Here is a 15,221-nt window from a genome sequence, read left to right as displayed (position 1 = left end):
TCTGTTTTACTTGCTACCACTGGAAATACAGCCAATCGAACAAAGAGCCCAGTGTTTTGCCAAGCACCATTGCCATTACAAGACCCACCAGATAATCGGACAGATTCATTCGCTTCGCAAGAATCGGCAGCACGTTCATAACCTCCGTCAATGCTCCTGCCAGCATGCCGACGAACATACCGGTCATCAGACCGGAAACGGTCAGAATAAAAGCCTTCGGCAGCGTCAATCGCCAATCCATGAAATCGGCAAAGGTCCAGTACATTGAACCGCAAATGACAGCCGTCTCGAACCATATGGACACGCGATAGGCGTAAGCGATCTGGGCAAGCCTAGGGATCAGATCGAGAATGATCAGAAACGCGACAAGTCCGCTGCCGACGGCAAGACCTCCTGAGAGTCCGAGCAGCATCACGAACAAGTGCATCAGCCAATCACGCATCGTCATCGCCCCGCTCTCCGTGCTGCCGGTTTTTTTTGCGCATTTCGTCCGCAATAACGTAGGCATTTACATTTTCCTGATACGTATACAGCTCCACCTCGAGAGGGTTGGGCTCTTCGTTGAACCGCTTCTTGAAGAGATGGTTAAAGAACAGAATCATGCCTAGGCCGATTCCGATCGAATACGGGATCTGGAACCATAAAGGATGATCGGTCCGCTTGCCGGTCAGGAGCTCGACAATCCGGATATGAACCTCCTTCATGCTGACATCCGTGTGGAAATTCATAATCGCAAGTCCCGCTCCGAAAAAGAGCAAAAGCCATGCGAACACAAGCACAACAATACGCGGCTTCTGGGGTTTGGGGGATATCATGATAAGTACCTGCGGATCGCCGTAGGCTTCCACGGACAGTCCCGGCGCCGCTTCCCTCACAACCCGCACGATCTGAAGCAGGTCAATGACAACCCGGTTCCCGTCCCCTTTATGATGGCGGTACAGCACAAGCTCGTTAAGCTCTTGCTCCAGCTTCTCGTTGGGCGCCAGCAGCCTGGACACCTGTCCCAGCGTTACGCTGCGCTCCGGCCGTATACTTACTTTCTTCTTAAGTCGCAGATAGAGGGCGGATGGCTCAGTTGCGTCCATCTGTCATCATTCCTTTGTTCCCGTTAAGGGTTTACTTCCCTGTTAGTATGAGAAAAGGAGATAGCGGATAGTCATGCTTATAAAGGTAATAAATTGAAACTGCCGCAAGGAATAACCTTCGCCGGATGGAATTAGTAAAGAGCATAAACAACTTCGGGAGGACGCAATGAAACGGATTGCCATCATAGGATCGGGCGGAGCGGGCAAGTCCACCATGGCCCGAAAGCTTGGCCAAGCGCTTAACCGGGAGGTAACTCACCTGGATGCGTTATTCTGGAAGCCCAATTGGGTAGGCGTACCGCGGCAGGAGCAAATGATCGTCCAAAACGAGCTGGTCAAACGTGAGGATTGGATCATCGACGGAAATTACGGAGGAACGCTCGATATCCGGCTAAATGCCGCCGATACGATCATTTTTCTCGATTTCCCGAGACTGTTATGCCTATACCGCGCAATCAAAAGATCCATTCGATACCGGAACAAAACCAGGCCGGATATGGGACCCGGATGCAAGGAAAAAATCGATTTGCCATTTTTGAAGTGGATATGGGAATACCCGAATACAAGGAGACCTGAAATCATGAGCAAACTTCAGCAATTGTCCGGGGAAAAGAAAGTCGTGATCCTCAAATCGCCGGGCGAGGCTAAACGTTTTCTGAACAGCTTGGGGAAAAACAAGGAATGAACAAAATATTTATTGTCGGCATCGTAGCCAGCGGCAAAACGACGCTTGCCAAGCAATTGTCCGAGCAGCTTCATATTCCCTGGTATGAGCTTGATGCTATTGTTCATCAACATACTGAAACGGGAAGAGCAAAGCGGACGGCAGAAGAGCAGCTTGAGGTGATTATGGACATCGACCGTAACGGAGCATGGATATTGGAGGGAACGGACCGGGATTCCTACCAATACCTGTACAGGTTGGCAGAGACGATTATTTTTGTGGATACACCGATTTTGGTGCGCCTATGGAGGATATTTTCCCGCTTCGCTAAACAAAAGCTTGGCCTGGAGACTAGTCATTACAAGCCTGATTTTTATATGCTCCGAATGATGCTCAAGTGGACGAGCGATTTTGAACGGAATAAAACCGCGTTTGAAGGCAAGCTTCAGAAGCATGGAGACAAAGTTGTCCGCTTGAGCGATACAAAAAAGAAAAAACCAAATGGCTTCGCGGCACCTTGAAAAGGCGGCGGCCATTTGGTCTTTATGCGCTCCTCAGCAAAATGAGGAGCGCATTGGGCAATTTGTTCGCGTATTTACGACGAACAAATTTCCATTTCATTGGGCAATTTGTTCGCGTATGGACTGCAAAATTTTCTTCTCCAACCTCGACACCTGAACCTGCGATATCCCCAAGCGGCTGGCGACTTCGGATTGGGTTTTATCCCTATAGTAACGTAAGTATACGATCAGGCGCTCGCGTTCGCTTAAGCCCTCAATCGCCTCGATCAAGGCAAGCTTGTCGAACCAGCGCTCCTGAGAGTCGTCCGCAATTTGATCCATGAGAGTAATGGGATCGCCGTCGTTCTCGAATACGGTTTCGTGAATGGAAGTCGGCGGCTTGTTCGCTTCCTGCGCGAAGACCACATCCTCCGGCGTAATGCCAAGCCGATCCGCCACTTCGCTGACCGTCGGCAGACGGCCAAGCGTCTTGGACAGCTCATCCTTCATTTTCCGAACTTTATTCGCCGTCTCCTTGAGTGAACGACTGACCTTCAGCGTACCGTCATCACGCAAAAAGCGCTGAATCTCGCCGATAATCATCGGCACCGCATAGGTAGAGAACTTCACGTCATAGGACAGGTCGAATTTATCGACGGACTTCAGCAGCCCGATACACCCGATTTGGAACAAATCCTCCGGCTCGTATCCGCGGTTGATAAACCGCTGTACGACTGACCAAACCAATCTTATGTTACATTGAACAAGCGTATCCCGGGCGAGCGTATCGCCGGATTGACTTAACGCTATCAAGCGCTTGACTTCCGCATCATCCAAATACGGCTGAGCCGTTTGCTTCAAATCGACATCCATGAGGTTCAACCCCTATACGCTAGTTATACAGCGCTTTTTTCGATTCAATACGCTTAAGCATCGATACCCGCGTACCTTGGCCCAATTCACTCGTCACATCAAAACGGTCCATGAAATTTTCCATAATCGTAAAGCCCATGCCCGAACGTTCCATTTCCGGCTTGGAGGTAAAAAGCGGCTGACGCGCCAGTTCCAAATCCTCGATCCCCTTGCCATTATCCCAAATCGCAATCGATACTACGTCCCCGTCGATAGACGCTTCGATGTTTACCTTGCCGGCAGGGTCGCTGTCGTATCCGTGAATAATCGAATTCGTAACCGCTTCAGATACAGCCGTCTTCAAATCGTTCAGCTCTTCAAGCGTCGGGTCCAGCTGCGATACGAAAGATGCCACCGCAATACGGGCAAAAGCCTCATTTTCCGACCGGGCGCTAAAGGATAAGGTCATTTCGTTGCGTCCCATTACGAGACCACCTCCAGACTAGAAATCGCCATTCTTTCATTGTCGTAAATGCTCATTATCTTAAACAAGCCCGACATTTCAAACAGGCGGTAGACACTCGGGTTCACGTCGCATACGACCATCTTGCCGCCTTTGCTGCGAATCTGCTTGTATCTGCCCAAAATGACGCCTAATCCGGAGCTGTCCATAAACTGCAGATCCTTCAGGCTTAGAATAATGTGGTGGCTTTCCCCTCTTATGATCTCCGCCTCCATCTTATTGCGGACAATATCCGCCGTATGATGGTCAAGTTCTCCGCGGAGACGCACGATCAATACATTACGGTAATGCTCCAGTTCTGCTTGCAGACTCATTGTCGCCGTTCAACTCCTTTGGGCTTCGCTATTGGATCGCACTACGATTTCTCCGCGAATCCCCAGGTTTCCTGCACGGCGACAAAACTAGAAGAGAAGCGCTAGAAGCTGACAAAATGCGCTAAGAGAAAAGCCCGCCGAAGGAACGTTTAAGCAGCTTGAACCAACCCGCTTTATCAATCGACTGCGGCGCGTCTACCGGGAACTCCTTCACAACCTGGTCGCCCTGGTATACGACTAGCTTGCCGATGGATTGTCCGATCGCAACCGGCGCTTTAAGCGGTTGATCGATCTGCAGCTCGTAACGGATATCCTGAGTAGCCGCTCCTTTTTTGAGCAGAATGCTGTAAGGATGCTTCGCAACGAGCGGCATTTCCCGTACTGCGCCCTTCTCGACCTTGATCGTTCCCATCGTATCCCCTTCTTTGAAGATCGGATGGGTCGTGTATTGCGCGAACGTGAAGTCCAGCATCTGCGATACTTCGGCATTTCTCGTTTTGGTGTTTGGCTCGCCCATCACGACCGCGATCACTCGCAGGTTGTCGCGTTTGGCCGTTGCCGTTAAGCAGAACTTCGCTTCATTCGTGAAGCCTGTCTTAAGACCGTCGGCTCCGCTGTAGAACCGTACAAGCTTGTTCGTGTTCACGAGCCAGAACGGTTTCTCCGATGACTTGCGCAAATAATCCTGGTAGGACCCGGTATATTTCGTAATCTCGGAATGCTTCAGCAGCTCGCGCGACATCACGGCGATATCATGAGCGGAAGTATAGTGATCAGCCGCAGGCAGCCCGTTGCAGTTGGCAAAATGCGTGTTTTTCAAGCCAAGCTGCTGCGCTTTCTCGTTCATCATCACTACAAATTGCTGCTCGGTTCCCGCAAGCTTTTCCGCCATGGCGACAGAGGCATCGTTGCCCGAAGCCATCGCGATTCCTTTCAGCATCTCGTCAACCGTCATTTCTTCACCGGGTTCTAGGAATATTTGGGAACCGCCCATGGATGCCGCGTACTCGCTAGTTGGCACCTTGTCGGTCAGTTTGATTTTCCCGTCGTCCAATGCTTCCATGATCAGCAGCATCGTCATGACCTTCGTAATGCTCGCCGGAGGAAGCTTGACGTTGCTGTCCTTCTCGTAAATGACGGTTCCGCTGTCAGCGTCCATCAGGACCGCGGAACGCGCGAAAGGTGCTAGATCGAGCGATGCGGTTTGCTGCTGGCCTTGAGCGCCGGGAACGGGCTCTTTCGCGCTGGATACGGCATTGGCGTTAGCAGCAGCTGGCATTGCGGTTAGGGCAAATGCAGCGAATAGGATGAACAGCTTCGTACAAACTTTTTTCATGTGCAGGTCTCCTTCAAAGATGATGCGGTTCTTGTCGAAACGTTTTAACACCGCAATTGGGCTATATTGTCTTCTCCAGTCTTGACCTCTTTCATGAAAATTATTCCACGCAAAAACAAGGAGCCAAAACGACAAAAAAGCGATGCAGGGATAAGCCGCTGCACCGCTTTTTTCATCAATTTTACCTAACCAGCCGTTCTTCATTCAGCTAACTCTCTTTTGAGACGGCCCCTTTAAGAACGGAACTAATAACGCTGCGTTCCTTCCGCCGTAACAACGGACAAAAGAAGCGGTCGCTCATCGGGCTTCCCTGCCGCTACCGCGTAAGCTTCGCGGACTTTAGCTATGACTTCTTCCACGGCAGAATCCTGGGCGCGCACGTGAAGCACGGCGAGCGTGTCGCCTTCGCTTACCGCATCTCCAACCTTCTTGCGGATGGTAATCCCAACAGAATAATCGATGGTCGCTTCCTTCGTTGCCCGTCCGGCTCCCAGCAGCATCGCGGCGATTCCAAGCTCTTCCGCATCAATCGCGGCGATAAACCCTGCGGAAGCGGCTTTTACCTCTACTTGCACCGCAGCTTGCGGCAACCGATTAACATCATCCACGACCGAAACGTCTCCGCCCTGCGCTTCAACAAACTGCTTGAACTTGGCTAAGGCTTCGCCATTATCCAGCTGCTTTTGCAGCAGGTCTTTCGCTTCGGCAACCGTCGAAGCTTTTCCGCCAAGGACAACCATATGCGCGCCCAAAGTTAGACATAATTCGGTAAGGTCCGCCGGTCCATTGCCCCGCAGCGTTTCAATAGCTTCCCGGACTTCCAGCGCATTGCCGATAGCGAAGCCAAGCGGCTGATCCATGTCGCTGATGACTGCCGCCGTCTGACGGCCGACCTGGGTGCCGATCTCCACCATGGCTTGGGCCAGCTTCTCGGAATCCTCAACGGTCTTCATAAAAGCGCCGCTTCCCGTCTTCACGTCCAGCACGATGGCATCCGCGCCGGCCGCGATCTTCTTGCTCATGACAGAGCTCGCGATTAACGGAATGGATTCGACGGTAGCCGTCACATCCCGCAGCGCATACAGCTTTTTGTCTGCTGGTGCCAGATTTCCGCTTTGTCCGATCACCGACAAGCCAAGCTCATTCACTTGTTCGAGGAATTTCTCCCTCGTCAGCTCCGTCTGGAAGCCTGCAATCGATTCCAATTTGTCGATCGTTCCTCCCGTATGGCCAAGTCCCCTGCCGGACATTTTGGCAACCGGGACGCCAACGGAGGCAACTAGCGGGGCAATAATCAGCGTTGTCTTGTCGCCTACTCCGCCCGTGCTGTGCTTGTCCACCTTCACTCCCGCGATCGGAGCCAGGTCTACCTGGTCTCCCGAATTCGCCATGGCAAGCGTAAGTGCCGCTGTCTCGGCCGGCGTCATTCCCCGAAAGAGTACCGCCATCGCCCAAGCCGACATCTGATAATCCGGAATGTCTCCATCGCAATAGCCGTCCACCAGAAACGTCAATTCTTTTGCAGTCAGCTCTCCGCCGTCCCGCTTCTTTTGTATTAGATCTACTGCTCGCATGTTATTCACTCCGTTTCTGCCGCGCAGTCATTTATGAGAATGCGCTCGCAGCATTTGTTGCCGAACGATCAGTTCGTCCAGCATTTGACTCAGCTGGAGCACCTCACGATGTACAAATGTTTTCTTTTTCATTGCTTTTTCAACCATTTTCCCTCTAAGCTGCTCAATTTCGACGAGTAATAGCTTGTCCACGTTTCTCCACTCCATCATCCCATAATCATGGACATTATACGACGACCCCGCCATCAGATACTGTCATATTCCGTCGAGCCAATTGTTACATTTTTATTACAAAGATCTACTAAAAAAGTCGGATAACTTCTTTTACCAGCGCCAAAAATTCAGCTTTTACGCGCTCCGTCGTTTCCATGACTTCGTCATGCGACAATGGCTGATCCAGCACCCCTGCCGCCATATTGCTGATACAGGAAATACCGAGCACTTCAATGCCGGAATGGCGGGCGGCAATGACTTCGGCAACAGTCGACATGCCGACGGCATCTGCACCCAATACGCGCAGCATGCGAATCTCGGCAGGCGTCTCGTATGTTGGACCAAGCAAACCGGCATAGACGCCTTCCTGCAGCTTGAGGCCTTGCTTGGCCGCCGTTTCGCGGGCAATGGCGCGCAGACGCTTGCTGTATGCCTCGGACATATCCGGGAATCTTACGCCAAGCTCATTGTCGTTTGGACCGATCAACGGGTTTTTGCCCGTCATGTTCAGATGATCGGAAATCAGCATCAGGTTGCCGGCCTCGTAATCGAGATTCACGCCGCCTGCGGCATTTGTGACGAGCAGGGCCGTAACGCCAAGCGCCTTCATGACACGTACAGGGAATGCCGTCAGCTCCGGTCCGTAACCTTCGTACATATGGAATCTGCCGCGCATAAGCACTACCGCTCTGCCGGATAAGGTGCCTACTACAAGCTCTCCCGCATGGCCTTCAACCGTAGATACCGGGAAATGCGGAATGTCGCTGTAATCGATCGTAACCGGGTTTTCGATATGGTCGCCAAGCACGCCAAGGCCGGATCCCATAATAAGGCCAATCTCCGGTTGAACCTGTACTTTGCCGGCGATATAGGAAGCGGCCTCTTTAATCTGTGCTGCTGTCATTGTAGTTGAACTCATCGTTTGTTCCTCCTCTGTATCCTTGTTACTCTTTTGTCTTCAGCAAGCTTAAGAAGCTTGCGCCGTTTGGCGGTGTCGGCACGCCGAAATTGTCGGCGATTGTCGCGCCAAGATCCGAGAAGGTGGCTCTTGTGTCAAGCCGCTCCGGAGTTGCAAATGCCGGGCTGTACAGCAGAATCGGTACGTATTCGCGCGTATGGTCGGTTCCCGGATGGACCGGGTCATTGCCGTGATCGGCCGTTACGATGAGAAGATCGCGTTCCCCAAGCGTGCTCTCGAGCTCCGGAACCACCAGGTCAAACTCCTCCAGCGCTTTCGCGTAACCCTCCGGATCGCGCCGGTGTCCATAGAGGGAATCAAAATCAACAAGATTGGTGAAGAGCAGGCCTTTGAACGGTTGTTTCAACGCTTCAATCGTACGCGCAATCCCGTCGGCGTTGCTTTTCGTCGACGTAGTCGCCGTAATGCCTTCGCCGTCAAAAATATCGTTAATCTTGCCGATGGCGATAGTATCTAGTCCGTTATCCTTCAACAGGTTCAGAACGGTTGCCTCGGGCGGTTTTACCGCATAATCGTGACGGTTCGGCGTACGCTTGAAAGCGCCGGGGGATCCGACATAAGGCCGCGCTATAACGCGTCCCACGGCAAACCGCTCGTCCATTGTCAGTTCTCGGGCGATTTCGCAGCCGCGGTACAGCTCCTCTAACGGAATAATTTCCTCGTGAGCCGCAATCTGGAACACGCTGTCGGCGGACGTATAAACGATCCATGCCCCAGTCTCCATCTGCTCCGCGCCCAGCTCATCCAAGATCTCGGTGCCGCTTGCCGGCTTGTTGCCGATCACCTTGCGGCCGGTGCGTTCCTCGAACGCCTGGATCAGTTCGGCCGGAAAGCCTTCAGGGAATGTCTGGAACGGAACGGTAATCTTAAGCCCCATCAGCTCCCAATGGCCGGTCATGGTGTCCTTGCCAACCGAGACCTCGGCCATTTTGCCGTAATAAGCTGCCGCTTCCCCTTCCGGCTTCCAATCCGCCAGATCCGCGATCCGGTCAAGTCCCCAGCGACGCAGGTTCGGAAGCTCGATCGACGGCACGCGTTCAATGATGTGGCCAAGCGTATGGGACCCGCTGTCCCCAAAGGACGGCGCATCCGGCAATTCGCCGATGCCGACGCTGTCTAATACAATTACTGCAATACGATCAAATTTCATTGGGATCCTCCTAAAAGAATTGCAACATGCTTTTGGTTGCAATTCTTACTTCGTAAGCGTAAGCCTAAGAATTGCAACATGCTTTTGGTTGCAATTCTTACTTCGTAAGCGTAAGCCTAAGAATTGCAACGCGCTTTTTGGTTGCAATTCTTACTCTTGGTTGCAGCTATGCCCGGGGATGGGCATTCGAATATACATCCTTCATTTTTACCTTGGAGACCTTCGTATACCGCTGGGTGGTCGAAATATCCGCATGACCGAGCAGCTCCTGGACGGCCCGGAGATCAGCCCCGTTCTCCAGCAGATGCGCCGCAAACGAATGCCGCAGCGTATGCGGTGTAATCTCTTCGGAGATTCCCGCTTCCTTCGCGTACTTTTTGACCATCTTCCAGAAGCCCTGGCGAGTCATCCGCGTGCCAAGCTGATTGAGGAACAAAGCAGGCTCGTCCTCCGACTGCCTAAGCAGCTCCGCTCTGCCATTCTGCAAATAATCGTCAAGGGCGGATGCGGCCATTCTTCCAAACGGGATGATCCGCTCCTTCATCCCGCTGCCCACGCAACGAATGATGTTTAACTGCGAATTCACGCTGTCCACGTTTAACGAAATCAGCTCGGACACCCGAATCCCTGTGGCATACAGAAGCTCCAGCATCGCTTTGTCCCGCTTCCCGGCAGCCGTAACCGGCTGAGGAGTCTCAAGAAGCTGGCCTGCGTTCTCGATCGACAGCACGCTAGGTTCTTTCTTTTCCTGCTTGGGGGACTCTATGTAGATGGCGGGATTAAGCTGTATATAACCGTTTACCGCCAAATAATGAAAAAAAGCGCGAATGGACGCAATATGCCGGGATACCGTCGAAGTCTTGCGTCCGCTCTCTTTCAGACGCAGTAAATAATGCGACAAATGGTGACGGTGAACGTCGGCCACATTCGCGATCGATTGCTGTTCCAGATAGTCGAGCAAGCCTTGCAAGTCGCGTCCGTAAGACTCCAGCGTACTGCTGGATAAGGCGCGCTCGTTCATTAAATATTGAATAAAGGATTCTACTTGAGCTTTCATGCCGGTTCCTTTCGTCCAGAAGGATGATCAGGGCCATAGGGCTATGGACCTTGTCTGCGGGCAAGTTATCCTGCTATTCCACTATTCCACAACCGGCCGTTCAAATCCTGCTTTACCACTTTTATTTTATACCAGGTTATATCATTCCCCATACCAATAAAACCACCTCAGCCGATCCGCGATGCTTCCCTTTTCCGCATCGGCCTGGAAAACTTTCAACGCAGCGCCTTTAGGCTCTCTATAAGGGTGGACGGGCGCAATCACGTCAACCAGCCAGCGATAGCTGCCCGTCACGATCAGAAGCAACAAGGTGAATATCACAACAAACAAGATTCGGCTTATCCATCTGCGCAGGGAGAGGACCATCTGCCTTCCTCCTTTATTTTTACGGTTGTCCATCCGTAACAATCTATGAGAGAGGCCTAATGGTTATACCTTGAATAACGCCCAGATTCGCCTAAAGTTAAGGCTCAAGATTGTCGAAAGCGATACTGTCCAGCCATCGTTGAAGCGGAGTGTAAGGAAGTCCTGATGCCGCTGCGACCGGTTCATAAGTGACAGTTCCCCGGTAGGTGTTAACCCCTTTCTGCAGAGGCACGCTGGCTCTAATGGCCTCCCACCCTCGACTTGCAAGATCAAGGGCATACGGCATCGTAACATTCGTTAAAGCAAAAGTAGACGTACGCGGAACGGCACCCGGTATATTGGCGACCGCGTAATGGACCACGCCATGCTTCATATAAATGGGATCCTTGTGCGTGGTTGGACGGTCAACGGTTGCAATCGACCCGCCCTGGTCAACAGCCACATCCACAATTACCGAGCCTTTTTTCATGGATTGCACCATCGTTTCCGTAACCAGATGCGGCGCTTTTGCTCCCGGTATCAGTACCGCTCCAATGAGTAAATCCGCTTTTCCGACGGCATCCGCAATATTATAGGGACTCGACATAAGCGTACGAAGCCGGCCTCCAAACACATCATCCAGGTATCTCATGCGGTCGGTGCTTTTCTCCAAGACAACAACGTTCGCGCCCATGCCGAGTGCTATCTTCGCTGCGTTTGTACCTACGATTCCGCCGCCGATAATAACAACCTCGGCTGGCGGCACCCCGGGTACGCCTCCCAACAACACACCTCTGCCGCCATTAAACGCTTCAAGAAACTGCGAGCCCACCTGTACGGCCATGCGTCCCGCCACTTCGCTCATTGGCGTCAACAGGGGCAGGCTTCCGTTTGCGAGTTGGATCGTCTCGTATGCAATCCCCGTTACCCCGCTGTCCATCAATGCACGGGTAAGCTCGGGAGCCGCGGCAAGATGCAAATACGTAAATAAGATCAGTCCTTCGCGGAAGTAGGAAAACTCCTCCTTAAGCGGCTCTTTGACCTTCATGATCATATCCGCTTCTTTCCATACCTCCGATGCCTCTCCTCGAATCTCCGCGCCTTCCAACTCGTAATCCCGATCCTCGAATCCGCTTCCTTCGCCGGCTCTCGTCTCCACAATCACCTTATGGCCTGCCGCCTTCAGCATGGTTACGCCCGCCGGAGTAAGCGCAACACGGTACTCGCTCGATTTGATTTCCTTCGGAACGCCGATAATCATTAGCTTCCCCTCCTGGAATATGGCGCACTATCTACTATGTTGTATGAAACTTTAGGGACAAATGTTAGCCCATAAGCGTACCTTTTCCAGCCCGATCGAAAAATATGTGCTGTTATTCCGTACAGGTGACCATAACGAACTTGGCTGGCGCTCCATACAATGAACAAGCACGTTTTCATTGGCTTTGACGGTCTATATATAGAACGAATAGGAGAATGTATATGCCAAAGCTGGAAAAGCTGCTGTTTACAAGCTCAAAGCGTGTCCCATCCAGAAATACCGTTCGCAAACTAATTACCTTCAAAACGGGTCGCTCCTATAAAAAATGTCTCAGAAGATTACAAATGAAAGGGATAAAGCCTTACAAACGGATGCCGGCCCTCCGAACGATCGGCTGCCATTTCGACAAGCGCCGCCCTTGGAAGCCCATTGCGAGACACCCGGAAGTAAAAAGGGTCGAGAGCGATGTCCGAATCCGGGTACATCTATTCAAGAAGCATAAGGCAGCGGGGAGAAGCAAAACAACGGTCCATGCGATGGCGGCCTGCCCGCCCGAGCTGACATGGAATATATGCCGCGTCAAAGCCCATGAAGCTTGGCCGCGGACAACCGGCGGAAAGATAAAGGTCGCCATTATTGATACGGGAATTGCAGCGCATCCCAATTTGCAAATTGCCGGGGGAGTCAATACGATTCGGGGCGGAAGCTACGCGGATGATAACGGCCACGGCACCCATGTTGCCGGAATAACCGCGGCCAGAGGCCTGGACGGGATCAAAGGAGTGGCCCCCGATGTCGAGCTCTATGCCGTTAAAGCCTTGGACAGCCGGGGCGGCGGATTCGTATCCAGCATCATAGCCGGCGTTGACTGGTGCATCCGCAATAAGATGGATGTGATCAACATGAGCTTTGGCCTGGTTGGTTCAACCGTCAGCCGCGCGCTCAGGGATGTTATTGCAAAAGCCTATAAGCAAGGTATTGTTATTGTCGCCTCTGCCGGCAACTCCGGAACGGAGGATAACGGCATGATTGACGCCCCCGCCTCTTTTCCCGAGACGATGGCTATCGCCGCTACCGATATGTCGGATAAAGTAACGGGCTTTAGCAGCCGCGGTTCGGGCATCGATCTGGCTGCGCCAGGCGAGCAGATCAAATCCACATGGTTGAATGGCGGATACATGACCCTGTCCGGAACCAGCATGTCCGCCCCGCATGCTGCCGGCGGCGTTGCTCTCCTGTTATCCAAGCAGGCGGGACTTAGCCCAGCCCAGGTGTCGGAGAAGCTTAAGAGCCGGGCGATGCCGCTGCCTTCCGAGTCCGAGAACGAGCAGGGCGCGGGACTCCTGCAGCTGGATCGAATTTGACGGTAATAAGATCGCCCCAATAAAACGCCAAAACGGCTTTGCCGTCCAGATACGCTGGGCAGCAAAGCCGTTTATTCATTTGTTTTGTCATTATTCGCATTGCAACGGTGACATACGCCCTGGAAGTCAAGACGATGGTCGATAACGGTAAAGCCGTATTCCTGCTCTAACCGTTCCTCCAGCGGAAGAAGCCAGTCTTCCTTAATCTCGTCCATTGCGCCGCACTGTACGCAAATCAGATGATGATGGTGGTGCTTGCTGCTGTCCGTACGAAGGTCGTAACGGGCAACGCCGTCACCAAAATTAAGTTTCTCGACTACATGCATTTCGCTCAGCAATTCGAGCGTACGGTATACCGTAGCGAGTCCGATTTCCGGGGCCTTGTCCTTTACGAGCATGAATACATCCTCGGCGCTTAAGTGATCGTCTTCGTTCTCAAGCAATACACGAACGGTTGCTTCACGCTGCGGGGTTAATTTGTAGCCCTGCGACTGCAACTGTTGTTTTATCTTTTCAATCCGGGCTTCCATGATTTCCCCCCTACCACATGTCTGCGCCAACATCAGGAAACGTTTGCTTTCATTATAGGGGTTAACCATTCATAAAGTCAAACATTTTGCCGTTAGACGGCTGTTTCAGCCCCTGTCAGATAAGGAGCCGCCCATTGCATGAAGTAAGGCGAAAGATACGCTTCCAGCAGGGATGCTCCGGCCAAAAGCAGCAGCATAAGCAAGGCGGTAGACGTAAACGACGCAACTTGCGGGGCTAAAGTCCCTTTTTGCTGGAGCAGGCGATTCTTGATGACATAGGTTGAAAAGGTAATGGCCGCAACGCTGGTGATCATTATGGCCGGCACTACGATCAGATTCGGCGGAGCAACGGAGGCGAGCGAGAACAATACGCCTTTCCAGGCATGCTGGGAGATTAAGGAGCCTACCGCAAAGCCGACCAGCGCTCCTTTCAAGAAATCCAGCGCCAGCACAAAAGGAATCCCCACCACCGATATGCCTAGAAACCATAACAAAAACAGCCATTTGCCATGAAATATAAAGCTGTCCCAGAACGACTGCGACGCATCGGGCGACACGCCGTCATTCACCAGCCTGATATATTGATTCACATCCGCCGCCAAATCCTGCTGCTGCTCCAATGTCAAAGCGCTGACCATCAGCCCGCCGAATATGGCTCCTACCACAAACAATACGGCGACAAATACATACAAGGTCAGCTGGTTTTTAACCGCGTCTTGAAAAGCTGGCGAACGCATGGAACACTCTCCCTTCTTGTCCAGTTGATAAAGTGTATGTTCCCTTTATTCACCGTATGACGTCCAAGAGAGCGGTCCGGACAAGTTTTAGATCGTACCCGTCAGCTGATAAAGCTTCCACGCGTACACGGCCAGAATCGTCTTAGCGTCGCTGATTCGGCCTTCCGCAATATAAGCCTCCGCCTGCTCCAGCGTAATCGCCTCAACCTGCAAATATTCATCTTCATCCGTGTGCTGCGTGCCTGACGTCACATTTTCCGCGAAATACAGATACAGCTTCTCGTCGGCAAAGCCGGGCGAAGTGAAAAAGGCGCTTACAAGCTTCAGGCTGTCGGACTTGTAGCCGGTTTCCTCCTCCAGCTCGCGTGCCGCGGCTTCCATCGGATCTTCTCCGGCATCCAGCTTCCCGGCGGGAATTTCGATCTGGAATTTCTCGAGCGGCTTGCGGAACTGTTCGACAACGAGCAGCTTTCCGTCAAGAAGCGCCATAACGGCAGCCGCGCCCGGATGCTTAACAATTTCGCGCGTAGCCGTGCGGCCATCCGGCATCGCGACGGTATCCACCTGGAGCGTGATCATTTTCCCTTCGAAAATAGGCTGCGTGCTGATTGTTTCTTCCCGCCAAAGCTCGTTGTTCTGACTCATCCTGAATCTCCCCTGTTCTTCGAATGATGAATTATGGAATAACCTGTCCCCTTTTTGCATATCCATTGCCTATAAGAGATACGCAAAGGAGC

At 52.3% G+C, this 15,221-nt stretch carries 19 protein-coding genes; 3 read left to right on the top strand and 16 right to left on the bottom strand.

Annotated features, from left to right (window positions below; translation table 11 throughout):
* Positions 1 to 13 precede the first annotated feature (13 nt).
* On the bottom strand, positions 14 to 448 hold the full coding sequence (locus EV294_RS05610) for a stage V sporulation protein AB (protein ID WP_132304590.1): 435 nt from the start codon (positions 446 to 448) through the stop codon (positions 14 to 16).
* Complete coding sequence (locus EV294_RS05605; RefSeq protein WP_132304588.1) at positions 435 to 1,085, bottom strand: stage V sporulation protein AA; 651 nt, start codon at positions 1,083 to 1,085, stop codon at positions 435 to 437. Before EV294_RS05605 ends, EV294_RS05610 begins: the two co-directional genes overlap by 14 nt.
* A 166-nt stretch (positions 1,086 to 1,251) precedes the next feature.
* Here EV294_RS05605 and EV294_RS05600 point away from each other — a divergent pair, with 166 nt between their 5' ends.
* Positions 1,252 to 1,770: a DNA topology modulation protein gene (locus tag EV294_RS05600; RefSeq protein ID WP_132304586.1), complete on the top strand. Its 519-nt coding sequence runs from the start codon at positions 1,252 to 1,254 to the stop codon at positions 1,768 to 1,770.
* Entirely contained in the window at positions 1,767 to 2,270 is a 504-nt protein-coding gene (locus EV294_RS05595) for a P-loop NTPase family protein (protein ID WP_132304584.1), read from the top strand. Before EV294_RS05600 ends, EV294_RS05595 begins: the two co-directional genes overlap by 4 nt.
* 96 nt (positions 2,271 to 2,366) lie before the next feature.
* Here EV294_RS05595 and sigF read toward each other — a convergent pair whose 3' ends face one another.
* The 11 genes from sigF to ald form a co-directional block, all read right to left on the bottom strand.
* The gene (sigF, locus tag EV294_RS05590; protein WP_132304582.1) at positions 2,367 to 3,122 is read right to left on the bottom strand and encodes an RNA polymerase sporulation sigma factor SigF; all 756 of its coding nucleotides are present in this window, start codon (positions 3,120 to 3,122) and stop codon (positions 2,367 to 2,369) included.
* A 19-nt stretch (positions 3,123 to 3,141) separates the two neighbouring features.
* Positions 3,142 to 3,585 (bottom strand): anti-sigma F factor, encoded by a 444-nt coding sequence (spoIIAB, locus tag EV294_RS05585; protein ID WP_132304580.1) that lies wholly within the window; start codon positions 3,583 to 3,585, stop codon positions 3,142 to 3,144.
* The gene (gene spoIIAA / locus EV294_RS05580) at positions 3,585 to 3,938 is read right to left on the bottom strand and encodes an anti-sigma F factor antagonist (protein WP_132304578.1); all 354 of its coding nucleotides are present in this window, start codon (positions 3,936 to 3,938) and stop codon (positions 3,585 to 3,587) included. Before spoIIAA ends, spoIIAB begins: the two co-directional genes overlap by 1 nt.
* A 121-nt stretch (positions 3,939 to 4,059) precedes the next feature.
* The gene (locus EV294_RS05575) at positions 4,060 to 5,274 is read right to left on the bottom strand and encodes a D-alanyl-D-alanine carboxypeptidase family protein (RefSeq protein WP_132304576.1); all 1,215 of its coding nucleotides are present in this window, start codon (positions 5,272 to 5,274) and stop codon (positions 4,060 to 4,062) included.
* Positions 5,275 to 5,519: 245 nt separating this feature from the next.
* Positions 5,520 to 6,848: a pyrimidine-nucleoside phosphorylase gene (locus tag EV294_RS05570; RefSeq protein ID WP_132304574.1), complete on the bottom strand. Its 1,329-nt coding sequence runs from the start codon at positions 6,846 to 6,848 to the stop codon at positions 5,520 to 5,522.
* 27 nt (positions 6,849 to 6,875) lie between these two features.
* Positions 6,876 to 7,040, bottom strand: a complete 165-nt coding sequence (locus EV294_RS05565) for an aspartyl-phosphate phosphatase Spo0E family protein (RefSeq protein ID WP_015843935.1) — start codon at positions 7,038 to 7,040, stop codon at positions 6,876 to 6,878.
* A 109-nt stretch (positions 7,041 to 7,149) separates the two neighbouring features.
* On the bottom strand, positions 7,150 to 7,980 hold the full coding sequence (locus tag EV294_RS05560) for a purine-nucleoside phosphorylase (RefSeq protein WP_207918102.1): 831 nt from the start codon (positions 7,978 to 7,980) through the stop codon (positions 7,150 to 7,152).
* Between the two features lie 25 nt (positions 7,981 to 8,005).
* A complete protein-coding gene (gene deoB / locus EV294_RS05555) occupies positions 8,006 to 9,190 on the bottom strand; it encodes a phosphopentomutase (protein WP_132304572.1) in 1,185 nt (394 codons plus the stop codon).
* Between the two features lie 166 nt (positions 9,191 to 9,356).
* Entirely contained in the window at positions 9,357 to 10,247 is an 891-nt protein-coding gene (xerD, locus tag EV294_RS05550; protein WP_132304570.1) for a site-specific tyrosine recombinase XerD, read from the bottom strand.
* Positions 10,248 to 10,388: 141 nt separating this feature from the next.
* Positions 10,389 to 10,613, bottom strand: a complete 225-nt coding sequence (locus tag EV294_RS05545) for a YqzK family protein (RefSeq protein ID WP_132304568.1) — start codon at positions 10,611 to 10,613, stop codon at positions 10,389 to 10,391.
* A 97-nt stretch (positions 10,614 to 10,710) separates the two neighbouring features.
* Positions 10,711 to 11,853 (bottom strand): alanine dehydrogenase, encoded by a 1,143-nt coding sequence (gene ald, locus EV294_RS05540; RefSeq protein WP_132304566.1) that lies wholly within the window; start codon positions 11,851 to 11,853, stop codon positions 10,711 to 10,713.
* Positions 11,854 to 12,197: 344 nt separating this feature from the next.
* On the opposite strand from ald, the gene EV294_RS05535 reads away from it, so the two are divergent.
* Positions 12,198 to 13,217 carry a S8 family peptidase gene (locus tag EV294_RS05535; RefSeq protein WP_165930581.1) on the top strand — a complete coding sequence of 340 codons (1,020 nt, stop codon included), beginning with the start codon at positions 12,198 to 12,200 and terminating at the stop codon, positions 13,215 to 13,217.
* A gap of 71 nt (positions 13,218 to 13,288) precedes the next feature.
* Here the strand turns inward: EV294_RS05535 and fur are convergent, their stop codons facing one another.
* From fur to EV294_RS05520, 3 genes are all read right to left on the bottom strand, one after another.
* Entirely contained in the window at positions 13,289 to 13,747 is a 459-nt protein-coding gene (gene fur / locus EV294_RS05530) for a ferric iron uptake transcriptional regulator (protein WP_132304562.1), read from the bottom strand.
* Positions 13,748 to 13,839: 92 nt separating this feature from the next.
* Complete coding sequence (gene spoIIM / locus EV294_RS05525; protein WP_132304560.1) at positions 13,840 to 14,484, bottom strand: stage II sporulation protein M; 645 nt, start codon at positions 14,482 to 14,484, stop codon at positions 13,840 to 13,842.
* Between the two features lie 87 nt (positions 14,485 to 14,571).
* Positions 14,572 to 15,129: an NUDIX domain-containing protein gene (locus EV294_RS05520; protein ID WP_132304558.1), complete on the bottom strand. Its 558-nt coding sequence runs from the start codon at positions 15,127 to 15,129 to the stop codon at positions 14,572 to 14,574.
* Positions 15,130 to 15,221: the final 92 nt, after the last annotated feature.

The organism is Paenibacillus sp. BK033, assembly GCF_004345425.1.
GTDB lineage: Bacteria > Bacillota > Bacilli > Paenibacillales > Paenibacillaceae > Pristimantibacillus.
This window is presented reverse-complemented; position numbering and strand designations above follow the sequence as displayed.